General features: G+C 70.9%; 22 protein-coding genes. 10 read left to right on the plus strand and 12 right to left on the minus strand.

Annotation, left to right across the window (positions count from 1 at the left end; translation table 11 throughout):
- The 6 genes from ACQPY0_RS35535 to ACQPY0_RS35560 are packed head-to-tail and all read right to left on the minus strand — an operon-like array spanning position 1 to position 4559.
- On the minus strand, positions 1-429 hold the full coding sequence (locus ACQPY0_RS35535; RefSeq protein WP_432970695.1) for a nuclear transport factor 2 family protein: 429 nt from the start codon (positions 427-429) through the stop codon (positions 1-3).
- A gap of 24 nt (positions 430-453) precedes the next feature.
- Entirely contained in the window at positions 454-1047 is a 594-nt protein-coding gene (locus ACQPY0_RS35540; protein ID WP_432970698.1) for a hypothetical protein, read from the minus strand.
- The gene (locus ACQPY0_RS35545) at positions 1044-2414 is read right to left on the minus strand and encodes a hypothetical protein (RefSeq protein WP_432970700.1); all 1371 of its coding nucleotides are present in this window, start codon (positions 2412-2414) and stop codon (positions 1044-1046) included. Before ACQPY0_RS35545 ends, ACQPY0_RS35540 begins: the two co-directional genes overlap by 4 nt.
- Positions 2411-3214: an ABC transporter ATP-binding protein gene (locus ACQPY0_RS35550; protein ID WP_432995510.1), complete on the minus strand. Its 804-nt coding sequence runs from the start codon at positions 3212-3214 to the stop codon at positions 2411-2413. The genes ACQPY0_RS35545 and ACQPY0_RS35550 overlap by 4 nt, the downstream gene beginning before the upstream one ends.
- The gene (locus ACQPY0_RS35555) at positions 3214-4011 is read right to left on the minus strand and encodes a zf-HC2 domain-containing protein (RefSeq protein ID WP_432970703.1); all 798 of its coding nucleotides are present in this window, start codon (positions 4009-4011) and stop codon (positions 3214-3216) included. The genes ACQPY0_RS35550 and ACQPY0_RS35555 overlap by 1 nt, the downstream gene beginning before the upstream one ends.
- On the minus strand, positions 4008-4559 hold the full coding sequence (locus ACQPY0_RS35560) for an RNA polymerase sigma factor (protein ID WP_432970706.1): 552 nt from the start codon (positions 4557-4559) through the stop codon (positions 4008-4010). Before ACQPY0_RS35560 ends, ACQPY0_RS35555 begins: the two co-directional genes overlap by 4 nt.
- A 191-nt stretch (positions 4560-4750) precedes the next feature.
- On the opposite strand from ACQPY0_RS35560, the gene ACQPY0_RS35565 reads away from it, so the two are divergent.
- Positions 4751-5443 carry a TetR/AcrR family transcriptional regulator gene (locus tag ACQPY0_RS35565; protein WP_432970709.1) on the plus strand — a complete coding sequence of 231 codons (693 nt, stop codon included), beginning with the start codon at positions 4751-4753 and terminating at the stop codon, positions 5441-5443.
- Positions 5444-5495: 52 nt separating this feature from the next.
- Positions 5496-7019, plus strand: a complete 1524-nt coding sequence (locus tag ACQPY0_RS35570) for an FAD-dependent monooxygenase (protein WP_432970712.1) — start codon at positions 5496-5498, stop codon at positions 7017-7019.
- 201 nt (positions 7020-7220) lie between these two features.
- On the opposite strand, the gene ACQPY0_RS35575 is transcribed toward ACQPY0_RS35570, so the two are convergent.
- Positions 7221-7811 carry a TetR/AcrR family transcriptional regulator gene (locus ACQPY0_RS35575; RefSeq protein ID WP_432970715.1) on the minus strand — a complete coding sequence of 197 codons (591 nt, stop codon included), beginning with the start codon at positions 7809-7811 and terminating at the stop codon, positions 7221-7223.
- A 338-nt stretch (positions 7812-8149) separates the two neighbouring features.
- Between ACQPY0_RS35575 and ACQPY0_RS35580 the strand changes: the two genes are divergently transcribed.
- From ACQPY0_RS35580 to ACQPY0_RS35600, 5 genes are all read left to right on the plus strand, one after another.
- Positions 8150-9364 carry an SGNH/GDSL hydrolase family protein gene (locus ACQPY0_RS35580; protein WP_432970718.1) on the plus strand — a complete coding sequence of 405 codons (1215 nt, stop codon included), beginning with the start codon at positions 8150-8152 and terminating at the stop codon, positions 9362-9364.
- Positions 9365-9494: 130 nt separating this feature from the next.
- Positions 9495-9821 (plus strand): PadR family transcriptional regulator, encoded by a 327-nt coding sequence (locus tag ACQPY0_RS35585; protein WP_432970721.1) that lies wholly within the window; start codon positions 9495-9497, stop codon positions 9819-9821.
- A complete protein-coding gene (locus tag ACQPY0_RS35590) occupies positions 9818-10174 on the plus strand; it encodes a DUF1048 domain-containing protein (RefSeq protein ID WP_432970724.1) in 357 nt (118 codons plus the stop codon). The genes ACQPY0_RS35585 and ACQPY0_RS35590 overlap by 4 nt, the downstream gene beginning before the upstream one ends.
- Position 10175: 1 nt before the next feature.
- Complete coding sequence (locus ACQPY0_RS35595) at positions 10176-10508, plus strand: DUF1048 domain-containing protein (protein ID WP_432970727.1); 333 nt, start codon at positions 10176-10178, stop codon at positions 10506-10508.
- Complete coding sequence (locus ACQPY0_RS35600; protein ID WP_432970730.1) at positions 10505-11311, plus strand: alpha/beta fold hydrolase; 807 nt, start codon at positions 10505-10507, stop codon at positions 11309-11311. Before ACQPY0_RS35595 ends, ACQPY0_RS35600 begins: the two co-directional genes overlap by 4 nt.
- A gap of 59 nt (positions 11312-11370) precedes the next feature.
- On the opposite strand, the gene ACQPY0_RS35605 is transcribed toward ACQPY0_RS35600, so the two are convergent.
- Positions 11371-12036 (minus strand): response regulator, encoded by a 666-nt coding sequence (locus ACQPY0_RS35605; protein WP_432970733.1) that lies wholly within the window; start codon positions 12034-12036, stop codon positions 11371-11373.
- On the minus strand, positions 12033-13166 hold the full coding sequence (locus ACQPY0_RS35610) for a sensor histidine kinase (protein ID WP_432970736.1): 1134 nt from the start codon (positions 13164-13166) through the stop codon (positions 12033-12035). The genes ACQPY0_RS35605 and ACQPY0_RS35610 overlap by 4 nt, the downstream gene beginning before the upstream one ends.
- Positions 13167-13290: 124 nt before the next feature.
- Between ACQPY0_RS35610 and ACQPY0_RS35615 the strand changes: the two genes are divergently transcribed.
- A complete protein-coding gene (locus ACQPY0_RS35615; RefSeq protein ID WP_432970739.1) occupies positions 13291-14022 on the plus strand; it encodes an ABC transporter ATP-binding protein in 732 nt (243 codons plus the stop codon).
- The gene (locus ACQPY0_RS35620) at positions 14019-14807 is read left to right on the plus strand and encodes an ABC transporter permease (RefSeq protein ID WP_432970742.1); all 789 of its coding nucleotides are present in this window, start codon (positions 14019-14021) and stop codon (positions 14805-14807) included. The genes ACQPY0_RS35615 and ACQPY0_RS35620 overlap by 4 nt, the downstream gene beginning before the upstream one ends.
- An 11-nt stretch (positions 14808-14818) precedes the next feature.
- Here the strand turns inward: ACQPY0_RS35620 and ACQPY0_RS35625 are convergent, their stop codons facing one another.
- A complete protein-coding gene (locus ACQPY0_RS35625) occupies positions 14819-15058 on the minus strand; it encodes a DUF6289 family protein (RefSeq protein WP_432970745.1) in 240 nt (79 codons plus the stop codon).
- Positions 15059-15361: 303 nt separating this feature from the next.
- Here ACQPY0_RS35625 and ACQPY0_RS35630 point away from each other — a divergent pair, with 303 nt between their 5' ends.
- Positions 15362-20932 carry a GH92 family glycosyl hydrolase gene (locus ACQPY0_RS35630; protein WP_432970748.1) on the plus strand — a complete coding sequence of 1857 codons (5571 nt, stop codon included), beginning with the start codon at positions 15362-15364 and terminating at the stop codon, positions 20930-20932.
- Positions 20933-21020: 88 nt separating this feature from the next.
- Here the strand turns inward: ACQPY0_RS35630 and ACQPY0_RS35635 are convergent, their stop codons facing one another.
- Positions 21021-22385 carry a glutamine synthetase gene (locus tag ACQPY0_RS35635; RefSeq protein ID WP_432970751.1) on the minus strand — a complete coding sequence of 455 codons (1365 nt, stop codon included), beginning with the start codon at positions 22383-22385 and terminating at the stop codon, positions 21021-21023.
- Between the two features lie 130 nt (positions 22386-22515).
- Positions 22516-23481 (minus strand): methyl-accepting chemotaxis protein, encoded by a 966-nt coding sequence (locus ACQPY0_RS35640; protein ID WP_432970754.1) that lies wholly within the window; start codon positions 23479-23481, stop codon positions 22516-22518.
- Positions 23482-23583 lie beyond the last annotated feature (102 nt).

A 23583-nucleotide genomic window follows, 5' to 3' on the forward strand; every position in this document is an offset into this window, starting at 1 on the left:
TCAGCTCGAGTCGTCGTCAGCGGCGACGGATGGCAGCTCCGAGAAGTAGTCGCGAAGCATGGCGATCTTCCCTTCGCGGAGGCGGAAGATCTGTACGAGCGCCATCGTCGTCCGCCGCCCGTCGGCTTCGTCGAAGGCGACGTCGATCTCGGCAATGAACACGTCGGGGTCGGCGGTGTCGTGCAGGACGAAGGCGGATCGTTCCAGGTTCACCGCGCCCTGGTAGGTCGGTTGCTGGTGGTACACGCTGATGCCGGACCGGATCGCGTCGCGGCCCACCAGGCGTCGGTGCAGCGGATGGCCGTCGGGAGCGAGTGGGGCGTCGTACACGCCGTCATCGGTGAACAGTGCGGCCATCGCGTCCGGGTTCCGGGTGACCGCACCGGCGTACATGTACCGTTCGAAGACTTCCTTATGCGTCAGAGCCACTCTCCAGTCTACTGCGCACGGTCCTCAGCGCGCTGCGGCCCGGCCGCCCCGCCAGGCGTAGGCGATCGTGCCACCTGCGGCGAGTACGGCCGCGCAAATCCACGCCGCCGTGTTTCCCGCCGGCTGCACCGGCCAGCACAGCACCTGCAGGCGCACGCTGTGGGACGGGTCGAGGAACGGTGCCACGGCGACCAGCGTCCAGCCCAGCGGCGCGATCCAGGACCGTCCGGCCCCGCCCACCGCCGCCCCGAGCGCCGTGAGCCCCAGCAACCCGGCGAGGTCGCGCACCACGAGCCCGAGCGGGCCGAAGCGGGCCGCGGTGAGCGCCGTCAGCGCCAGCGGCACGCCCACGGCCAGGGCGGCGGCGAGCAGGTGCACGACTCGGCGCAGCGGCCACCGTACCGGCGCGGTGCGCTCCAGGTCCTCGTCCGGCCCGCCGAGGGTGGCGGCGAGCGCGCTCACCCCCAGCAGCACCGTCAGCGCGACCAGGTTTGCGTTGACGAGCCGGCTGTCGGACCAGAGCAGATGGCCCGCCCACGCCGCGGCCAGCAGCGCCGTCGAGGTGGCGAGGGCGGCGGGGACGCGGCGGGCGCGCAGGTACAGCCAAACCCACCTCACGACGAGCCCTCCTCGAGGATGGCGGGCATCGCCGCCGCATCGCAGGCGAGGGCAGCCTCCCGCGCGGCCAGGATGCGGCGGCGCTGCTCGTCCTGGGGTTGGGCGGTCAGCGTCTGGTACAGCGCCGTCGCCACCGCCACGTTCTCGTCCGACAGGCCGGTCCGCGGCTGCGGCGGGGTGCCGCGCAGCCAGGCCGCGGCGGCGCCCCGGGCCGCCCAGACCTCGTCGGCGTCGACGGTGTCCTCACCGCAGTCCTGGTCCCAGATCGACATGAGCAACAGCGGCAGGAACAACCCGTCGGAGAGGTCGGCCCGGCCGTCGGCGGTGAAGGACGGGGAGTCGAAGACCACCGTGTCGGCGGCGTGGCGGACCGGCGGCGGAAGGACCGAGTGCGGGCCCCGGCCCGGGCGGACCGTCTCGACCGCGCGGGTGGGGCCGCCGGGGAACCTGGCCGCGACCAGCTCGAGGGCCTGCCGGGCGGGCGGGGTGACGCCGGCGAGCAGCCCGGCGTGGACGCGGGTGACGCAGACCGGCGCGCCGGTCGTGTCGCAGACCAGCCGTACGGCGGCGGGGTCCGCCTCCGGCAGCGCCGCGTACCCGCCCCGGGGCAGCAGCGGCATGGTCACGGCGCCGGCCGCGAGCGCGGGGACGAGGGCGAGCGCCGTGGTGCGGCGGCTGGACGCGCCGAGCAGCAGCAGCCCGGTGGCCGCGAGCATGGCGATCCACAGCGCCTGCAACGCGGTGACCCGCCAGGTGACGGTCTGGTAGTCGTCGATGTTGCCGTCGAGGATCGGCGAGAGCAGCACGACGGTCGGCTCGGGGGCACCGATCCCGCCGCGGCTGGCCAGCCACTGAGGCAGCACACCGGCGAGGCCGAAGCCGGCCACGGCGAGGGCGGGCGCGGTGATCAGGCGCGGGAACGCGCGCCCGGCGGCCATGCCGAGCCAGGCCGCGGCGACCAGGGACAGCGCCCCGACGGCGGCGACGGCGGGCGCGGCGGCCGGGAAGTACCCGGACGTGGGCACGACCCAGGCCGCGCCGATGACGTGGATGAGCGCGTACGCGGCGACGAGGGTCGCGGCGAGCGCGGCCGCCGGTGGCAGGACCCGCTGCCAGCGCGGCCGGGCGGTGCTGGCGAACAGCTCGCCGACCCGGCTGCGGCCCTCCCGCCGGCCCAGCCACGCCCCGGCGGCGAGGGCGACCGGGACGAGCACCATGAGCAGCAGCCGCCCGGTGACGGCCAGCTGCAGCCAGCGGCCGGCGAACGCCTGCGGGAAGGTGAGCAGCAGGGCCCCGGTGGCGAGGGCGAGCAGCCCGGCCCCGGCGGCGGCGGAGCGGCGCAGCTCGAGGCCGAGGATGCGGCTCATCGCGCACCCGGCCCGCGGTGTTCGCGCAGCAGGGCAGAGTACCCGCGCTCGGTCGCGCTGTCGCCGGGCGCCCCGGCATCCGCGCCGTGCTCGGCCAGCCGCGCCGCGCCACCCTGCCAGACCAGCCGGCCGGCGTCGAGCAGCACCACGTCATTGCAGGCGGCGGCGACGTCCTCGACGAGGTGGGTGGAGACCAGCACGCACGCGTCGGTACCGAGCTCGCGCAGCAAGGTACGGAAGTCCAGGCGCTGCTCGGGGTCGAGCCCGACGGTGGGCTCGTCGAGCAGCAGCACCCGCGGGTCGTTGACGATCGCCTGCGCGATCCCGGCGCGGCGCAGCATGCCGCCGGAGAGCGTCTTCATCCGCGCGTCGGCCTTGGCGGTGAGCCCGACCCGGTCGACCGCCCGCTGGACCGCGCCGGGGATGTCGGCGCGGGGCATCTCCTTGAGCCACGCCATGTACTCGACGAACTCCCGCACGGTGAACCGCGGGTAGTAGCCGAAGTGCTGCGGCAGATAGCCGAGCTCGCGGCGGATGCGGCGCAGGCCGGCCCGGCCCGTGACGTCGTCACCGAGCAACCGGAGGCGGCCGGCGGCTGGTCGCAGTACTGTCGCCAACGCCCGCATCAGCGTGGACTTCCCGGCGCCGTTGGGCCCCAGCAGGCCGTGGACACCCGTGTCGAGGGCCAGGTCCAGCCCGTCGACGGCCAGGTGCCGCCCGGCCTTCACCCGCAGCCGCTCGGCGTGCACGGCCCAGGCGTGCCGGGCCGGGGCCGTCTCGGCCGACGTGACCGTGCGCATCATCGTGCTCCCATTCCGTGGTTGGATTCGTTTCGCAGGGCCCGGACGCCGACGACGGCGGCCAGCACCGCGATCGCCGCGGCCCAGCCGGGCCAGCTGCCCGCGGACAGCACGACCGGCAGCCGCGCGGTCGCCAGGCTGGGCGCGACGACGGCCGCGGCCCACCCGGCCGCCAGCGCCACCGCGGCCCGGTCGACCCGGCCCGGCCCGCCCAGCGCCAGGGTCCCCGCGGTGAAGGCGAGACAGGGCAGCAGCCACAGCGCCGGGGCGTGCCCGGTCCACCAGCCGGCCAGGGCCAGGACCGGGATGACCGCGGCGAGCGCGGCCAGGGTGCGCCGTAGCAGCAGCCCGGCCCCGGCGCGGGGCGTGGCCGCGATGAGCTCCCAGGCCGGGTCGGTGCGCCGGCTCCAAGCCGCGGCGACCGGCAGCAGCGGCGCGACCGGGGCGAGCAGCAGCACCAGCGATGGCAGCCACTCGAAGGTCCGCTCGAACAGCACCGCGGCGAGCATGAGCGCGGTCGCGGTCGCGAGCCACGGCAGCACCCGGGCGGCGATGCCGCTGCGCCGCGCCCGCCGCCGCGGGGCCGGCGCAGGGCCACGGTCCAGCCCGGCGGCGACCCCGAGGGCGACCCGGTCGAGCAGCGCCCGGGTCCTGTCGTCGATCGCGCCGGCGAGGATCCGCCGGCAGCCGTCGCAGCCCTCCAGGTGTGCCTCGATCGCCCAGACCGAGGCGTCGTCGAGCCCGCCGGCGCCGGCGCCGTACCGCTCGATGAGCGTAAATTCGGGGTGGATGCTCACGACAGCGCCTCCCGCAGCGCGTTCCGGGCCCGCCGCGCGCGGGTCTTGACGGTACCTTCGGGCACGCCGAGCAGCAGCGACGTCTCGCGGACGCTCAGCCCGTCGAGCACCATCGCCCGCAGCACCTGCCGCAGCTCGGGCGGCAGCTCCAGCAGCGCCCGCTCGAGGTTGCCCTCGAGCCCGCCGGCCAGTGCCTGCTCCTCCGCCGCCGGCACGACGGTTCCCGCCGCGTCGACCACGGGCACGCGCTCCTGCCGCGCCCGCCGCCGGAACGCGTCGACCAGCCGGTGCGCCGCGATCGTCCACAGCCACCCCAGGGCGCTACCCTCGGCCCCGGACCGCGCCTGACTCTCGGCGGCGCGCCACACGGCCAGGTAGGTTTCCTGCAGTACATCGGCGACGAGCTCCTCATCGGCACAGCGCCGCCGCAGCCGCACGGTCAGCCACGGCGCCGTCCGCCGGTACAGCTCGTCGAACGCGCGCCGATCCCCGCGGGCGGTGCGCTTGAGCAGCTCACCCTCGTCGAGCTCGGCCAGGCTTCGTTTCACACCAGGCCAGACGTCGCCCGACCGCCCCGCGGTTCTCCGTGCCATGTGATCCAGATAACAGCAGAATCCCATACCCTGCTGCGGGCGGCAGGGTATGGGCCAGTTCGCACCTTTGGTGCGCTGTTCTAGCACGCCAAATTAGTACAGCGAACTAATTTGGTTCAGCGTACCAAACGTGGCACGATCGAGGTATGGCAACGCGGGCACGCCAGGCACAGCGGCGCAATCAGGTGCTCTCCCGGGAGCAGATCATCGATACCGCTATCGAGCTGCTCGACACGGGCAGCGAGCGCGCGTTGACCGTCCGGGCGATGACCGAGCGCCTGGCCACCGGGGCCGGGGCGATCTACTACCACGTAGGCACCCGGGACGAGCTCCTGGACGCGGCGACCGAAACCGTCATCACCGCTGCTTTGGCGACCAAGCCCGCCGGGGCTTCGGCCACGCCCGAGGACGAGATCCGCGTCGTTGCGCTGGCCCTGTTCGACGCCATCGCCGAACACCAGTGGCTCGCCACGCGACTCACCCTCCAGATCGTCCGCAACCCGGTCGGCCCGGTAACGGTGGGGATTTTCGAGCGGATCGGCCGGCAGGTGGGCGCCCTGGGCGTGCCGCAAGCGGCCTGGTTCGACGCGACCTCGACGCTCGTGCACTACATCCTCGGCGCCGTCAGCCAGAACGCCCGCATCGACGGGGACACCTCAGACGTCGAAGTCGACCGCGAAGAGTTCCTCGGCGCAGCGTCAATGGCGTGGCAGGAACTCGACCCCGATGACTACCCGTTCATGCACGCCATTGTCGGCCAGATACGAGAGCACGACGACCGCGAGCAGTTCCTCACCGGCATCGCCATCGTCCTCGACGGCATCAGCAAGCTCCGATGACCCACGGACCCGATCGGGTCTATCAGTGATCGTTCAAGAAGGGAAACCTCTCGTGCACGACGTCATCATCGCGGGCGCCGGCCCGGTCGGCCTGTTCCTGGCCAACGAACTCGCCCTGTCCGGCTGTTCTGTCCTGATACTCGAGCGAGACCAGGAATCGAGCTCCTCGTGGAAGGCGCTCCCGCTCGGCCTGCGGGGCCTGACCGCCGGTTCGGCCGAGGCGTTCTACCGCCGCGGCCTGCTGGAAGCAATGGCAAAGGCCTCCGGCGTCGACCCGCAGAACGTCGGCGCGGATCCCGAGGCGATCGAGCCGCCCGCCCCTCGTGGCCTGAGCCACTTCGCGGGCATCACGCTCGACGCGGCCGACATCGACGCGGCCGCTCTCCCGTTCCGGCTGCCCAGCCCGGCGATGGAGGGCTTCATGACGAGCCTCGAAGCGGTCGGGTCGGTGCTGTCGGAGCGGGCCGCCGCGCTCGGTGTGCAGATCGTTCGGGGCGCTCCCGTCACGGCCGTGACGCAGGACGACGAGGCCGTGGGCGTCACCGCGGGCGGGAAGGAGTACCGGGCGCACTGGCTCGTCGGATGCGACGGCGGCCGCAGCGCGGTACGCGAGCTCGCGGGCTTCGACTTCGTCGGCACCGATCCGCTGTTCACCGGCTACGTCGCACAAGTCACCTTCGCCGACCCGCGGCAACTGCCCCTCGGGTTCAACTTGACGCTGACCGGCATGTACCTGCGCACGCCCCTCGAAGGACACCTGGGCATGATGGACTTCGACGGCGGCACCTTCGACCGCTCGCAGCCGCTGACCCGCGACCACCTCCAGACGGTCCTGCGCCGCATCTGCGGCACCGACGTGACGCTGAACGAGGTCCATCTCGCCTCAAGCTTCACCGACCGCGCGATGCAGGTGACAACCTACCGGCAGGGCCGCGTCCTGCTCGCCGGCGACGCCGCACACATCCACTCTCCCCTTGGCGGCCAAGGGCTCAACCTCGGCATCGGCGACGCCGTGAACCTGGGGTGGAAGCTAGCCGCCACCGTGCACGGCTACGCACCTGACGGTCTGCTCGACAGCTACACCAGCGAGCGCCACCCCGTCGGCGCATCGGTGCTGGACTGGTCACGAGCCCAGGTAGCGACCATGAAGCCCGGCCCCAACGCCCCCGCGCTGCGGCAACTGGTCCGCGACCTGATGAGCACCCCCGACGGAACGACCCACGTCTACCGCAAGACATCGGGACTGTTCAACCGGTACGACCTGGGGAGCCAGCAGCCGCTCGTCGGTCGGAGCGCCCCGGACTTCCGCTTCGGCGACGGGACCCGCCTCGGTGACCTTATGCACCAGGGCCAGGGTGTTGTACTCGACTTCAGCACCGACCGCGCGCTGCAGGGCGCGGCCCAGTGGTGGGAGGGCCGGATCCGGTACGCGTCCGGTTCGGTGCGCAACGACCTCGGGCTGGGTGCCGTGCTGATCCGACCTGACGGCGTCGTGGCCTGGGCGAGTGAGCACACCCCCGATCGCGACGCTTTCGAGAAGGTCGCCGTCCACTGGTTCGGCAACCCGGAGAACTGATTAAGGGTCGCCTCCCCCGCGACCAGCGCACAACTTGAGCAGCCACTTTCGCACGGCCGGGCGGGTCCGGCGTCGCGTCCGGGTCGCTCACGGACCCGCCATCCCAGCCGCGTGAGCCAGGAAGCCACATCAATTCGTCTCGTGATCGGCCGGACAGGCCGTACGTGATGACGTTGCTCCGCGAACCGTCACGGCCGCGCTCTATCCTCCGGTCTCGCAGTAGGGCGTCCAGCCCTTGTCGAGGAGCCGGAATCCCGCATCGATGGCCGGCTCAGGATCGGCCTCGCGGGTGGCGATGAGCTGGATGTGCAGAGCAAACCGGGCGTAGAAGCGGATCTCGTCACTTGGCTCGGCGAGCCCGAACTCCTCGGTGATCGTCGCGACTAGAGCATCCTCGTGGCGCAACCACATCTTCTCCGCGTAGTCGATCAGGGCCGGCGTGTCCTCCATGAGGGCGAGGATCTGGCGCTGGGGCTCGGATTGGAGCGCGACGATCTCGGCGAGGTAGTGGGCCTTCAGCGCGTCGGAAATCGACGTCCCCGCCAAGCGGTCACGCACCGCGGCGATGAGGCGTTCATGCCGTTCATCCTCGTCGCTGAAGACAAGTGCCTCCTTGTGGGGGAAGTGCGTGAAGACCGTCTTGGGTGACACGTCGGCCTCGTCCGCGATCTCCCGCACAGTTACCGCGTCGAAGCCGCGTGCGAGGAAGAGCGTCGTAGCCGCCTCCAGGATCGCCGCCCGCGTTGCCGCCTTCTTGCGCTCGCGTCGCCCGACCGCCACTCCATCCAACATGTCTTCACTCTACCCCCGAGCACTACCTACGTTGACAGTGAAAGTAGTCTCGGTATACTAAGTGTGCGAGTGAAGCAAGGTGGCCTCGTCCACGTACATGTCTCCCCCATCGCTCCGGCCGCTGCTATCGCCAACCGGGAGAACGACGCCGCCGGCACGACCGAGCCCACGCCCGTCTCCGGCAACCCTCGCGCCGGAGCATCGATCTGGAAGCGCCAGACCGTGAACGCGCCAACTGCACGCTCCATCACCACAAGCCAAGCCGCCTGACGCCGAACGCTGCGCGCACCACCGCACTGAACGCCAGCCGTGGCACCGACAACGGAAGGACAACGACCATGACAGCCGGCATCACCCACCCCACCAACTCCGAGGGGTCGACCACGGACGCGTTCGGATGGGTTCGTACCTGGGGCGCCTCGCCACAGGCACCGGGCAACTCCGTGACCTTCATCGAACCCTTCGAGAACTCGACGCTGCGGCAAGTCGTCCGCGTCAGCGGTGGCGGACACAGCATCCGCATCCGCATCAGCAACGAGTACGGAACCGCACCACTCACCGTCGGCGCCGCCCGTGTCGGAATCGCGGACTCCGACGGCTCGATCGAGAACGGAAGCGATCGAGCAGTAACCTTCAGCGGCAGGCCGACCGCCACCGTACCGGCGGGCGCACCGATCCTCAGCGACCCCATCGATCTCCGTACCCCCGCGCTGTCGCGGCTGACTATCAGCCTCTTCCTACCCGGCCGAGTCGACGCCTCCACCTGCCACGGAACCTTCCATACACTCGGCTGGATCATCCCCGGCGACGCGACCGCACTCGCATCCCCGCCCACGGACGCAGCTGTCTTGCCGGCCCAAGCCCTGATCACGGCCGTGGAAGTGCAGCGCGACACACCGGCAAAGGCCATCGCCGTCATCGGTGACTCTCGCGTCGATGGAATCGGCTCCACCCCCGGCGCGGATCGACGCTGGACCGACCTGCTCGCCGAGCGCCTGGCCGCCCGGGGCGGACCGACGCTCTGCGTGGTCAACCAGGGTATCGGCGGCAACCGCATGCTCGCCGACGGCATCGGCACCGCCGCCCTCGCCCGCTTCGACCGCGACATCCTCGCCACGCCGGGCCTCGGTCACGTGGTGATCGCAGTGGGCAACGACCTCGTCTTCTCCTTCGCCCCGCGCACCGAGGAGACAGCCGGGTTCCTGGCGATGTTCCCCGGCCCACCCGTCACCGTGGACGACATCATCGCAGCCCACCTCCAACTCGTGGCTCGAGCCCGCGCGCACGGCTCGAAGGCTTACGCCGCGACCCTCGCACCCTACGGCGGCTCGGACATGTACTCACCCGAGGGGGACAAGGCGCGCGAGCAGGTCAACTCGTGGATCCGCACGAGCGGCGCCTTCGACGGCGTACTCGACTTCGACGCCGTCTGGCGCGACCCGTCCGACCCCACCCGCATCCACAGCGACCTGCACATGGGCGACTACCTCCACGGCAACGACGCAGGCTACGCGGCCCTCGCGGAATCCATCGACCTATCCCTCTTCGACTGATCCCCGACCCAGGAGCTGTCTCTGGGCGCACAGGTCGCGCTACTCGGCACTACCGCATAGCGGTACTCGGTGCTACGGTATAGCGGTACTCGGTGGTACGAGGTACCACAGGGACCGAAGAGGAGCCGCGATGGACGACCTGACGGAGATGCTGAAGGGCACGCTGGAGGGCTGCGTGCTGCACATCATCGGCAGCGAGGAGACCTACGGGTACGCCATCACGCGTCGGCTGAACGAGCTCGGCTTCACCGACGTCATCGAGGGGACGGTGTACACCATCTTGCTGCGATTGGAGAGGAACGGGCTCGTCCAGGTCACGAAACGACCATCCGAGGTGGGTCCGCCGCGCAAGTTCTACGTGCTCAACGACGCTGGACGCAAAGAGCTGGCGACGTTCTGGGCGAAGTGGGAGTACCTCTCGTCACGCATCGACAAGCTCAAGGAGGGTGGGAGATGAACCTCTGGGAGACCATCACCGGCAACGACCTCACCAGGGAATGGAAGGCGTTCACAGCCCGGGCCGGGGCATTGCCGGCGGACTACCAGGCGGCGTGGGGACAGATCACGGTTCACCTCTTCCCCTACGGAGACTTCACCGGTCGCAACCTGACGCCGATCCTCGACGCCGCCCTGGGGCTGCTCGAAGCATCATCCGCGGACGGGCTGAGCATTCACGAGGTGCTGGGCGACGACATCCCAGGCTTCTGTGCGGCGCTGGCCGGCGGAGAAGGGGCGCGGACCTTCCGCGACCGGTGGCGCGAGCAGTTGAACAGGAACGTCGCAAGGAAACTGGGCCGGCTGGGAGGCTGACATGGGCATCCGAGACATCATCGAGGGAAAGAAGCAGTGGCGGGCACACATGGCGCGGGTCAAGGCGCTTCCCCCGGACTATCAGATCGTCTACGAGGAACTGCAACGGTACCTGTTCAAGGTCGGACCGATCGACCTGTTTGACGGGGGCCTGCTCTCAGGGATTGTCGACTTCTTCGAAGAAGGCGCCGCGGCCGGCAGAGGAGTCCTGGAACTCACCGGCAACGACGTGGCCGCCTTCTGCGACGACCTGATCAAGGACTCGCGCACCTACGCCGAGATATACCAGGAGTCCATCAGCGGGAAACCCGGCACGGACGACAAACAACTATGACTACCTCGAAGCCGACGAACTCGGCCTGGACCGGCATGGTACCGGTCGACGATACGGCCCTGGCCGTGACCGACACCGGCGGTCCCGGAGTTCCCGTGGTCTTTCTCAACGGCCAGTTCGCCAATCAGCGGTACTGGCGGCGAGTCATCGCCGAACTGGGGTCGCAGCGGCGGCACATCACCTACGACGAGCGGGCCCGCGGCAGATCGAAGCGCTCGGCGGACTATTCCTTCGAGGCCGTCGTCCGGGATGTCGATGTTGTTCTCGCGGCCCGGGGTGTCGACCGCGCCCTCGTGGTGGGCTGGTCCTACGGAGCATTCGCCGCGGCGCACTGGGCCAGCCGGAACCCGCACCGTGCCGTCGGCGCGGTCCTGGTCGACGGCGCGCAGCCGTACGACTGGCTCGACGAGGCCATGGAGCAGCACATCCGGAAGCTGTTTCGGCGGATGAGCTGGTTCATGCCGCTGCTGCGCCCGACGGGGCTGACCCCGCGGATGAACGCCGAACAGATGGCGAACACCAACATCGAGCTCGGCAGGCTCGCCCGCGAGCGCGAACTGGGCCCCGTGCTGGACCGCATCACCGTCCCGACCCGGTATGTGGTCGCGTCGGGGTCGTCCTTCGGAAGCAAGGGCGATGGGCAGGAACGCATTCGCGCCAGTCTCAATCAGGTCGTCGAACGCAACCCGAACATCAAGATCAGCGTAAAGGTCCCCAGCAACCATGGTGCGATCCTGCGTAAGGACTTCCGGGCCATCGCCGAGGCCGTACGCGAGGTCGCCACCCTCGACCACGTGCGCTGAAACACGACTGACCCTGACCACCCGCACACGGTCATCCAGCAAGAAGGCAGATGGCGGCGTCAGCTGCCCGACGTCAGGCCCGCGCGGTGGGCCAGGATCACCAGCTGGACCCGGTCGCGAGCCGCGAGCTTGTGCAGCAGCCGGGCGACATGGGTTTTGGCGGTGCCGGCGGTGATGTGCAGGCGGGCGCCGATCTCGGCGTTGGTGAGCCCGTCGGCCACCAGCGACAGGACCTGCCGCTCTCGGTCGGTGAGTCCGGTCAGCCCGCTCGACGGCCCAGCCGCAGGCGGAGCCGGCGGTCGATGCTGGGTCGCGAACGTGGCGATCAGCCGGCGGGTCACGGTCGGCGCCAGTAACGCCTCGCCGCCGGCGACGATCCGGATCGCCGCGTGCAGGTCGAGCGGCGGGGCGTCTTTGAGCAGGAAGCCGCTGGCGCCCGCCCGCAGTGCTCCGTAGATGTACTCGTCGAGGTCGAAGGTGGTGAGGATCAGCACGCGGCTGCTGGTCGACGCGGTGATCCGCCGGGTGGCTTCGATGCCGTCGAGGTCCGGCATGCGGACGTCCATGAGCACGACGTCCGGTGCGAGGCGGTGGGCGGCGTCGACGGCCTCGAGTCCGGTGCCGGCCTGGCCGACGACGGTGAGATCGTCGGCGGCCTCGACGATCCCGCACAGGCCGACGCGGACCAGGGCCTGATCGTCGGCCACGACGACGCGGGCGGTCATGTGGTCTGCCGCTCGGGCAGCGGGAGGTGGGCGGTCACGCGGAACCCGTGGCCGGACATCGGCCCGGCGTGCAGCGTCCCGCCGTAGAGGGCGACCCGTTCGCGCATGCCGGCCAGGCCGTGTCCGTCCGGTCTGGCCGGGCCGCCGCGACCGTGGTCGGTCACCTCGAGAACCACGGTGCCGGGCCGGTGCTCGACGGTGACCCGGGCGTGGCCGGTGCCGGCGTGCTTGACGACGTTGGTGAGCGCCTCCTGCACGATGCGGTACGCGGACAGCTCCAGCCCGGTGGGGAGCGGGCCGGGCTCGCCCTCGATGGTGAGGTTGACGCGGACGCCGGCGGCGGCGGTCTGCTCGGCCAAGCGGGGCAGGTCGGCCAGGCCGGGCGCCGGCTCGCTTCCGGCGGGCTCCTGTGCGCGCAGGACGCCGAGGACGCGGCGAAGCTCGGCAAGGGACTCCCGGCCGGTCGTCTCGATCACGGTGAGTGCCTCCGCCGCCGTGGCCGGTTGCCGGTCGGCGACGAGGCGGCCGTAGGCGGCCTGGACGGTGATGAGGCCCATGCTGTGCGCCACGACGTCGTGCAGTTCCCGGGCGATGCGCATCCTTTCGTCGGTGGCCTGCCGTTCGGCGTGGGCGCGCTGATGGCGCAGCAGTTCGTCGGTGTAGCGGCGGTGCTGGTGGACCGCGACGCCGACGGCCCACGCCGTCGCCAGCAGCAGGCCGAACGGCAGCACCCCGCCCGCATGCCGGAACGACGGCAGAGCTGTCGCCACCGGACCGGTGAGCGCGACCGCCAACGCTCCCGCCGCGAGCCGGATGGGACAGCGCTCAGCCACCCGATACAGCGCGTAGGCCAGCGGTGCGGCCGCGAGCCAGCCGAGCCGGGCCGAGATCGGGGTCAGCCAGAAGACGGCCAGGGCGCCACTCATCGCCGGCACGGGCCACCGGCGCGCGGCCACGAGCGCCGCGCACACCACCGCAAGTCCCGCCAGCGCGAGAAGCCGCTGGTCGATCCGGACGCCAAGCACACCCCAGCCGACGATGCCGTATCCTGCGGCCGCGACCACGTCAAGCACCAGCCAGTGCACCGGCCGCAGCCGGTGCCGCAACGGCGGCCGAGGTGCGGATTCCATGCCGCGAGCCTACGGCCGCCCGTGCGCGGTCGTCGTCGTCCGGCCGGCGTATGCCGCATGGCAGATACGGTGCCTGCCCGCAGGCTGACGACGCCGCACCCGTACCGCTGCCATCGTCGACGGCATGATCGAAGTACAACAGCTGACCAAACGGTACGGCGGGAACGCCGCCGTCGACCGGGTGACGTTCGCCGTCGAGCCGGGCCGGGTCACCGGCTTCCTCGGCCCGAACGGCGCCGGCAAGTCCACCACGATCCGGATGATGCTCGCGTTGACCACACCCACGTCCGGGCGGGCGACGGTGAACGGCCGGCCGTACAGGTCATTGCCCGCCCCGCTGCGCGAGGTCGGCGCGCTGGTCGACGCGGCCGGCTTCCACGGTGGCCGTACCGCCTACCGGCACCTGTGCTGGCTCGCCGCCAGCAACGGCCTGCCCCGCCACCGCGCCGTGGCGGCCTTGGAACGCACCGGCCTGGCCTCCGTCGCCGGCCGGCGGATACGCAGCTTCTCCCTCGGCATGCGCCAGCGGCTCGGCATCGCCGCGGCACTGCTCGGCGACCCGTCGACGTTGATCCTCGACGAGCCGGTCAACGGCCTCGACCCGGAAGGCGTGCACTGGATCCGCACGCTGCTGCGCGACCTCGCCGCCGAAGGCCGCACCGTCCTGGTCTCCAGCCACCTGATCAGCGAGATGGCGCTCACCGCCGACCACCTGCTCGTCATCGGCGCCGGCCGGCTCCTCGCCGACACCGGTGTCGACGAGTTCACCCGCGGCCACGCCTCCCTCGAAGCCGCGTACTTCGCCCTGACCGCCGGCACCACCCGGTACCGCAGCGTTGAAGGGGGTATCCGATGACGACACCCCTGGCGCTGCGCCGCGCATTCCACGCCGAGTGGATCAAGCTGTGGTCCGTCCTGTCCACCTGGCTCGCCCTCGCCACGGCCGCAGTGCTGGGGGTCGGGCTCGGCCTGGCTGACACGCTGAGCACCACGCGATCGTGGGACACCCTCACGGCGGCGGACCGGGCGTCCTTCGACGCCGTCGGCAGCGCTTTCGCCGGGCTGACCTTCGGCCAGCTCGCGTTCGGCGTCCTCGGCGTGCTCGTCGCGACCGGCGACAACGCCACCGGCTCCATCGTCCCGACGCTCACCGCGGTCCCACGCCGTGGCGTCGTGTACGTCGCCAAGGGCACCGTCGTGGCGGCCACCACGCTGGTGTGCGGCCAGCTCCTCGCGTTCGGCCTCTTCCTGCTCGGGCAGGCCGTCCTCGCCGATCGGCATCTCGACGTCGGCCTCACCGACCCCGGTGTGCTGCGCGCGGTGACCGGTGCCGGGCTGTGTCTGGCCGTCATCGCCATGGTCGGCTTCGGCCTCGGCGCCCTTACCCGCCACCCCGCCGCCGCGGTCGCCGCCCTCATCGGCGTGGTCTTCCTCGCGTACGGGGTGGCGCGCGCCCTGGAAGGCTGGTCCTACCTGCCGTCACGTCTGCTGCTGTCCAACGCCGGGGACGTGGTCGCACAGGTCCACGCCGTCGCCGCCAAGCCGCGCCTGCCCTCACTCCGGCTCGCCTACCTCGACCTGGCCGGGTACGTCGCGGTTGCGCTCGGGCTCGGCGCCTGGCGGGCACGCCGCGACGCCTGACCGGCGGGCGTTCAGCAGGGCGTGAAGAAGACCTGACGGATGCCCGAGGTCACGCCCCAACTCCCGGCGGGCTGGCCGCAGCCGGTCCACGACTGCCCGATGAGCTGGGTCTTCGCCGAGTCGGCGTAGTAGGCGAAGACGATGAGCAGGTCCCCGCCGGGCGGCGGCACCGGGATCGCGCCCGCGGGGGCCTCGGCGCCGACGATGACGGCGCCGGTGACCAGCAGCGCAAGCAGTGTTCGGCGAAGCATATGCACCCCTTCGACAGCGACCAATGTATTGGTCATTGTCGTCGCTCACGGCCGGGGAAACAATCCATCCGTCCCCGCCACTACGGCGCGCGGGTGCGCAAGGCGACCGGGCCGACGCTCAGCGCCCCGGGGCGACGAGCGGCGGCAGACATTTCCATTTCCAGATGGTTACGCGGATGTATCTTGACAACGCTGTCAGGCGGCGAAAGGCTGGCGATCTCCAACGGGCGCGCTCCGTGCGCCCGCGATCACCCCCTGGAGTTCCGTATGAAGGTGCCCACCGGCGCCCCAGTAGGTCCCCCCTTGTCCCGCCGACGGTTAGCCGGAGCAACCGCACTCCTGCTGCCGATCGGGCTGCTCGTTGCCGCGACCACCGCGAGCGCCGCGCCGGCGGCCGGCGACTTCAGCTCCTCGTTCGAGGCCAACGACCCGCGACCGCCGGCGAGCACCGTCGAGGTCGGCGCGAACGGCGAACCGGTCCTGGGCAACCTGAGCGGATCGAGCCCCACCGGGCTGCCCGGCAGCCTGCTCAACCAGGTCAGCGCGGTGACCGCGAGCGCGGAGAACCCGCCGAACGAAACCGCGGTCATGCTCAAGGACGGCAATCCGTCCACCAAGTGGCTGGCGTTCAATCCGACCGGCTGGGTCGCCTACCGGCTCGCCAATCCCGCGGCGGTCGTGAAGTACTCGCTGACCTCCGCGAACGACGCGGCGACCCGCGATCCCAAGGACTTCACCGTGCAGGGGTCGAACGACGGCAGCCAGTGGGCCGACCTCGACCGGCGGACGGGCCAGTCGTTCAGCGGGCGGTTGGCCACCAACACCTACAGCTTCACCAACACCACCGCGTACAGCTACTACCGGCTGAACATCACCGCGAACTCCGGTGACTCGCTGGTCCAGCTCGCCGACTGGGACATCAGCGACGGCTCGAACACCAAGCCGCCGGCCACCCCGATGGTCAGCGTCGTGGGCTCCGGCCCGGTCAGCGGCTACAACATGAAGCCGAGCGCCGGGTTCACCGGGGTGGCTTCGCTGCGGTACGCAGGCGGCGCCGAGGCCGACGGCCGCTCATACGCGACCAACAAGCTCTTCGACGTGAACATCCCCGTCGGGCCGAAGAGCCGGCTGTCCTACAAGATCTTCCCCGAGTACACCGGGCAGGACGCCCAGTACCCCTCCACGTACGCCGCCGTCGACCTGCACTTCACCGACGGCAGCTACCTCAGCGGGCTCCCGGCGCTCGACCAGCACGGGTACGCACTCACCGCCGCCGGGCAAGGCGCCTCGAAGGTGCTCTACGCCGACCAGTGGAACGCGGTGCAGTCCGACATCGGCGCGGTCGCCAAGGGCAAGACGATCGACCGTATCCTGCTGGCCTACGACGACCCGCGGGCCACCGCCGCGACCCGGTTCCAGGGCTGGCTCGACGACGTCACCGTCGCGGGCACGCCGGCCTCGATCGACGGCTCCAGCCTGACGAACTACGTCGACACCCGGCGGGGGACCAACGCCTCGGGCTCGTTCTCGCGCGGCAACAACCTGCCGCTCTCGGCGCTGCCGAACGGCTTCAACTTCTTCACGCCGGTCACCAACGCCACCTCGAACTCGTGGGAGTACGAGTACCAGAAGGCCAACAACTCGGCCAACCTGCCCACGTTGCAGGGCCTCGCGATCTCGCACGAGCCCAGCCCGTGGATGGGCGACCGTAACCAGATGTCGGTCATGCCGGTGCCGGCCGGCGGCTCCCTCACCGGGACGCCGAGCAGCCGGGCCCTCGCGTTCAGCCACAGCGACGAGACCGCGCAACCCGACTTCTACCGGGTCAAGACGACCAACGGCCTGATCGCGCAGATGTCGCCCACCGACCACGGCGGCATCATGCAGTTCACCTTCCCCACGGGGAGCACCGCAAGCCTCGTCTTCTACAACGGCACGTTCACCATCGGCACGGACGGCACCTTCACCGGCTGGGTCGACAACGGCAGTGGCCTGTCCGTCGGTCGCAGCCGGATGTTCGTGTCCGGCACGTTCGACCGGGCGCCGACGACGACCTCGGCCACGTCCGCCACGTTCGACACCTCGGCGAACCAGCAGGTGACGCTGAAGCTCGCGACGTCGTTCATCTCCGTCGACCAGGCCCGCAAGAACCTCGACCTGGAGGTCACCGGCCGTAGCTTCGAGGAGATCCGCGCCGCCGCGAAGGCGGCGTGGAACGACCGGCTCGGCCGGATCGACGTCCGCGGCGCGACCGAGACGCAGCTGGTTTCGCTGTACTCGAACCTGTATCGCCTGAACCTGTACCCGAACTCGCAGTCGGAGAACACCGGCACCGCGAACGCGCCGCACTGGCAGTACGCGAGCCCGGTCTCGGCGGCGACCGGCACGTCGAGCGCCACCACCACCGGCGCGAAGATCGTCGACGGGCAGATCTACGTCAACAACGGGTTCTGGGACACCTACCGGACCGTCTGGCCGGCGTACGCACTGCTGTACCCGGACGTCGCGGCGAAGATCGCCGACGGCTTCGTCCAGCAGTACCGCGACGGCGGGTGGATCGCCCGCTGGTCGTCACCCGGCTACGCCGACCTGATGACCGGCACCAGCGCGGACGTCGCGCTCGCCGAGACGTACCTCAACGGCGTGGCGCTGCCCGACCCGATGGCCGCCTACAACGCGGCGGTCAAGGACGCGACCGTCGCGTCCGGGCGAAGCGGGGTCGGCCGCAAGGGTATCGAGACGTCGCTGTTCCTCGGCTACACGCCGACCTCCACCGGCGAGTCGGTGTCGTGGGCGCTGGAAGGGTTCATCAACGACTACGGCATCGGCAACATGGCCGCCGCCCTGGCCAAGGACCCGGCCACGCCGAAGCAGGAGCGCGACCGCCTCAAGGAGGAGTCGAAGTACTTCCTGCAGCGGGCCCGCAACTACGTCAACCTCTTCGACCCGAGCACGAAGTTCTTCCAGGGTCGTGACGCCTCCGGCAAGTTCCGGGACGGCAACCCGCTGGACTGGGGTGGCGTCTACACCGAGACCAACGGCTGGAACTTCGCGTTCACCGCGCAGCAGGACGGCCAGGGGCTGGCCAACCTGTACGGCGGGACGAAGGCGTTGGAGCAGAAGCTCGACCAGTTCTTCGCCACACCGGAGAACGCCGACCACCCCGGTGGGTACGGCGGCACGATCCACGAGATGCTGGAGGCGCGTGCGGTCCGCATGGGCCAGCTCGGCATGAGCAACCAGCCGTCGCACCACATCCCCTACATGTACGACTACGTGGGTGCGCCGCAGAAGACGCAGGCGATCGTGCGGGAGATCCTGCAGCGTCTCTACGTCGGCAGCGAGATCGGCCAGGGCTACCTGGGTGACGAGGACAACGGCGAGATGTCGTCGTGGTACGTCCTGAGCTCGCTGGGCCTGTACCCGCTGCAGGCCGGCTCGTCGAACTGGGCCATCGGTTCGCCGCAGTTCAGCCGGATGACCGTCCACCGCAAGAGCGGCGACATCGTCGTCAACGCCGCGAACAACAGCACCAGGAACGTGTACGTGCAGAGCGTCAAGGTCAACGGCAAGAAGCAGAAGGAGGTTTCCATCGACTCGTCCGTCCTGGCCAAGGGCGGCACGATCGACTTCCAGATGGGGCCGAGCCCGTCGTCGTGGGGCACCGGCAAGAACGACGCACCGCCTTCGCTGACCAAGGGCAACGCGGTGCCCAAGCCGTTGCAGGACACCACCGGCCCCGGTCTGGGCACCGCGACCGCGACCGGCGGGCAGGACGCGTCGAAGCTGTTCGACGACTCGTCGGCCACGCAGATGACGTTCGCCTCCGATACACCGCAGATCAACTGGGTGTACCGCGGCGGCAAGCAGAAGCCGACGTACTACACCCTCACCTCGGGTGCGAAGGCGGGCGACCCGGCGGACTGGAAGCTGCAGGGCTCCAAGGACGGGATCAGCTGGACCACCGTCGACTCCCGCCGGAGCGAAGTGTTCCCGTGGCGCAATCAGACCCGGCCGTTCCGGATCGACCACCCCGGGAAGTTCACGCAGTACCGCCTGGTCGTGACGAAGACCGTGGGCGCCGCGCAAGCGAATCTCGCCGAGATCGAACTGCTCGCAGGCGGCGACGTCGACCTCGGCGGCGGCGACGTCACCGTCAGCTCGGTGGGCACCGTGCACGCGCTGTCCGGGGCCGCGGTTTCGGTACCGCTGGCCAGCGTCACCGGCGGCACCGAGAGCGGCTACCAGGCCACGATCGACTGGGGTGACGGCTCGCCGGTCACCACCGGCACGACCAGCCTGAGCTCGCGGGCCGTGTACGACGTCAGCGGCTCGCACACCTATGCCAAGCCCGGCTACTACCAGGCCTCCGTCACGGTGACCGATGGCAGCAGCCAGGACTCGGCGACGGTCGCCGTCGACGTGGCCTACACGCCGAACTCCAGCCTCACCGCCGCGTTCGACACCGTCTGCATCGGTGACGAGGGCGTCCGGGCCGCCAACTGCGACGCCAAGAACTGGGCGTACGACCGGGCCGCACTCACGGCAGCGGGCGTCACCCAGGGCCAGTCGCACGGGGTGCCCGGCACGGCGCTGAACTTCACGCTGCCCGCGGTCCCGGCCGGGTCGCTGGACAACGCGACCGGCAACGCCAACACGATCGTGCTCAACCTGCCGTCCGACGCCAGGAGCATCTCGTTCATCGGCGCCGGTACGCAGGGCAACCAGAGCACGACCGGCACGGCGACGTTCAGCGACGGCAGCACCGCCGGCATCCCGATCCAGCTGAGCGACTGGACGCTCGGCGGCAACGCCAACGGCACGCCGTCGTACGGCAACATCATCGTCGCCAAGGCCGGGTACCGGCTGCTCGGCACGAACCGGGACGGCGCCCAGCCGTTCCTGTTCTCCACCGCGCCGTACCAGATCCCGGCGGGCAAGACGCTCGTCTCGGTGACGCTGCCCGCGCAGACCGGCGACCCCGGCTCGACGGGCCGGATCCACGTGTTCGCCATCGCCAACGACGGCACGCCGGCCGCGGCCCTGGCGACCACGGCCCCGAAGGACCAGACGGCCACCGCCGGGCAGGCGCTCAATGCCGCGCTCGGTTCGGTGACCGGTGGCGTCACCGACTCGACCGGCTACCACGCCAGCGTCCAGTGGGGTGACGGCACGGTTCCGCAGGACGCCGCGGTCAACGCGTCCGGTGCGATCAGCGGACAGCACACCTACCCGCGGACCGGCACCTACACGGTGCACGTAACCGTGTGGGACACGCTGTCGAGCAGCACCGTGACGTTCACCGTGACGGTGGGCGGGCCCGGGGCGCAGCCGGCGATCTCGGCTTCGCCGTCCGTCGGCGCCGGTGACACGATCACCGTCAACGGCACCGGGTTCACCGCCGGCGAGCAGGTGAGCGTCACGCTCGACGCGGTGAGCAACGTGACGGTCATGGCCTCCGCGGCGGGCTCGGTGCACGCGTCGCTCGCGGCACCGCGTGGCGCGGAGCCCGGCCTGTACGCCGTCACCGCCGAGGGCGCATCCTCGCAGGCCCCGGCGACGGCCACGGTCGAGCTGACCGGGCCGGCGAAGCCGGCTTACCAGCCGGAGGTGACCCTGTCGGACACCGCGGGCCCGCGCGGTACGGCGATCACCGTCGACGGTTCCGGGTTCGCCCGCAACGAGGCGGTCACCATCACCTTCGGTGACGGCCTGCACACGATGACCGTCCACGCGAACGGCGACGGCGTCATCTCCGGCGCGGTCATCAGCGTTCCGGGGGCGGCGGTACCGGGCTCGACCAGCCTCACGCTGGCGGGCGCGGACTCGGGGGCCAAGGTTGCGCTGCCCTTCACGGTCACCAGCCACGACTGACCCGAGATAGTCGAAGCCGCCGGTGGGCGGGCCGTGATCACGGCTCACCCACCGGCGGCTTTCGCGATTCTCCGGTCCGGCGATCCGCTCAGTACCGCCACCGGGTCGCGGCGACGACGTCGTCCGGCTCACGGTCGGCGAACAGCTCGGCCTCGCCGCGGCGCACCGCGAGAAACGCCTCGAACAGCGCATCGCCCATGGCGGCGCGGAGCCCGGCGTCGGCGCGGAGCCGGTCGATCGCCTCCGGCAGCGTGGCCGGCAGGCGGGGCGGCTGGTCGCCGGGGTCGAGCGACGCCGGGTCGCCCCGCACCTCGGGCGGCAGCCGCAGGCCGGCACCGGCCGAGTCCGCGGCGATCGCACAGACCGCGCCGGCCACGAGGTACGGGTTGGCGGCGCCGTCGCAGGCCTTGAGCTCGGCGTTGGCGCACCGCTCGCCGGCGCCCGACGGGCCGGCGACGAACCGCAGCGCGGCCTCGCGGTTCTCGTGGCCCCAGCACTGGAACGCCCCGGCCCAGCGCTGGGGCACCAGCCGCAGGTAGCTGGCCACGCTCGGGGCGCCGACGGCACACAACGCCGGCAGCCGGTCGAGCACCCCGGCGAGGACCGACTCGCCGCGCTCCGTCATGCCGTAGGGGCCGGGGCCGCCCGCGAACAGGTTGCCCTGCCCGTCGTGGACCGAGAAGTGCAGGTGCGAGCCGTTGCCGACCTGGCCGGCGGAGACGACCGGGGCGAACGACACCCGCAGCCCGTGGCGGGCCGAGACGGCGCGGATCGTCTGGCGCACCAGGACGTTGAGATCGGCGGCGGCGACCGGGTCGGCGGCGGCGACCGAGAGCTCCAGCTGGCCGGGCGAGTACTCCGGGTGGAACTGCTCCACCGTGACGCCCTGGGCGGCGAGCGCGTCGAGCACGTCGACGGCGTACGACGACAGCTCCACGAGGCGGGTCATGCCGTACGCCGGGCCCGTGGACGCCGGCCGCGGAGCCGGGTCGGCGGCCCCGGCGAACCACTCCACCTCGAACGCCATCCGCAGCGTCAGCCCCGCCGCGGCGGCCCGCTCGGCCATCGCCCGCGCGAACAGGCGCTGGCACGGGCGGTACGGCTCGCCCTCCTGGGTCCAGCGGTCGACCGGCGCCCACGCCCACCCCGGCTGGGCGGCCAGCACCGTCAGGCGCTCCAGGTCGGGGAAGAGGCGCAGGTCGCCGGTGGGGCCGCCGATGTGCGCGCTGGTGGTCACCGAGTCGTCGACGAGGAACACGTCGAACACCGGCGACATCCCGACCCCCTCGACGGCGGCGTCGGGCAGCCGGCTCACCGGCACGGACTTGACCCTCGTGATGCCGGCGTTGTCCACCCAGGTCATCGCGACCGCGTGGACCCCCTCGGCGGCGAGCACGCCGGCCGCGTCGCGCGCCTGTGCGTGGTCCTGCTCGGCCGTCGCCCGCCGGTTCATGCCCGTGATTCTCGCCGGACCGCGGCGGGCGCGGTGCGGGTCCGCGCCCCGCTTCACCGGCCTTCTCACCCGCTGGCGCGCTGGCAGCGCCGGGTTCAGTCCGCGGCGACCTGGTGCTTCGATCGATCGATCATCGGCGACTCGGCGCTGACAGCTGCTGTTCCCGGACCAACGAGTCCACGGCCTCCCGCGTCGACCGAAGTGCCTGCATCGTAGTGTTGATCTCTTGAATGCTCTTGACCGCCTCGCCGGTCTGGATGCGGATCTCCTTGATCTGCACCTCGATCTGTTCGGTAGCCTGACCGGTCTCGGTCGACAGCTCCTTGACCTCACCGGCGACGACGGCGAATCCCTTGCCCGCGTTTCCGGCCCTCGCCGCCTCGATGGTGGCGTTGAGCGCCAGCAGATTCGTCTGGGCCGCGATGCTCGTGATCAGCTTGCCCACGTTTCCGATCTCGATGCTGCTGGCGTCCAGCTTGCTGATCGTCGCCGCGGCCTCGTCCGCCCGTGCGGCGGCTGCGGTCACGGCCTGCCCCAGGTCGTGACTGACCTGGTCGAGTTTCGCCGCGGACGCGGTCAACTGGTCAAGCTGGCTCTCGGCCGTGGCCATGAGGTTCTTTTCGCGATCAATGTCGAAGAGCGCGCCGGCGACACGCAACGGCACACCGTCGCGGTCGCGCTTCGTCGCCCCGGTCGCGCGAAACCAGCGATAGCTGCCGTCCTTCAGGGCCAACCGGTACTCGATGTCGTATGGAATCCGTCCGGTTCGATCGTTGAGGTGGTTCATGAACGCTGTGACCACCCGGTCCACGTCCTCGGGGTGCAGCCGGGACGACCAGCTCGACAGGATGTTCGGAAAGTCCCGGTCGTCGGTGAAGCCGAGCATACGACGAAAATCCTGAGACCAGTTGAAGACGTTGTTCGGGTTCACGGGATCGTCGGCCACGACGTCCATGTCCCACAAACCGATCCCGGCCGCATCGATCATCAGTTCGAACCGCTCGAGGGCTACCGCATGCCGCTCACGTAGCGATTCGATCTCCGCCTTGAGCTCGTCGCGTTCGGAGGATGCCGCGACCGGTTGCGTGATCTCCACCGTTGAAGGTTGGATTGCGGCCGAGCCGTCTCGTCCCCGTCGCCAGACCATGCGCGTTCCCCCGCCTCGCGGAACCTCTCTGCTCCTCAATCGGCTGCCCAA

This window comes from Dactylosporangium sp. CA-233914 (assembly GCF_050942935.1).
In the GTDB taxonomy this organism is placed as follows: domain Bacteria; phylum Actinomycetota; class Actinomycetes; order Mycobacteriales; family Micromonosporaceae; genus Dactylosporangium.